1 protein-coding gene is annotated in these 307 nt (G+C 63.5%); it reads right to left on the bottom strand.

Annotated features, from left to right (window positions below):
* The coding region (locus AAEY83_RS13725) for a phosphorylase family protein (protein WP_502945172.1) at positions 1-307 on the bottom strand (307 nt) is incomplete at both ends.

Genomic DNA, 307 nt, shown 5'->3' with positions numbered 1-307 from the left:
CGCTGCCTGTTGAAGCGCAAGCTGCACTTCGGCCAGTGCCGGGATGGGAATATTCGGCGGCACCACACGATCAAGAATGCCGTCGCGACGCATGTAGGCGTGGGCCAGCACGTAATCGCCGATGGTCTGCGACTGACGCAGGCCGCCGCAGTGGCCGATCATCAGCCAGCAATGCGGGCGCAGCACGGCCAAGTGATCGGTGATGTTCTTGGCGTTGGACGGGCCGACACCGATATTCACCAGCGTCACGCCGTGGCCATCGCTGGCGATCAGGTGATAGGCCGGCATCTGGTAACGGTGCCAGACC

This window comes from Psychrobacter sp. TB20-MNA-CIBAN-0197 (genome assembly GCF_040309765.1).
Lineage (GTDB): Bacteria > Pseudomonadota > Gammaproteobacteria > Pseudomonadales > Moraxellaceae > Psychrobacter > Psychrobacter submarinus.
Note: the sequence above shows the minus strand (reverse complement) of the source record. Positions and strands in the feature narration are given on the sequence as shown.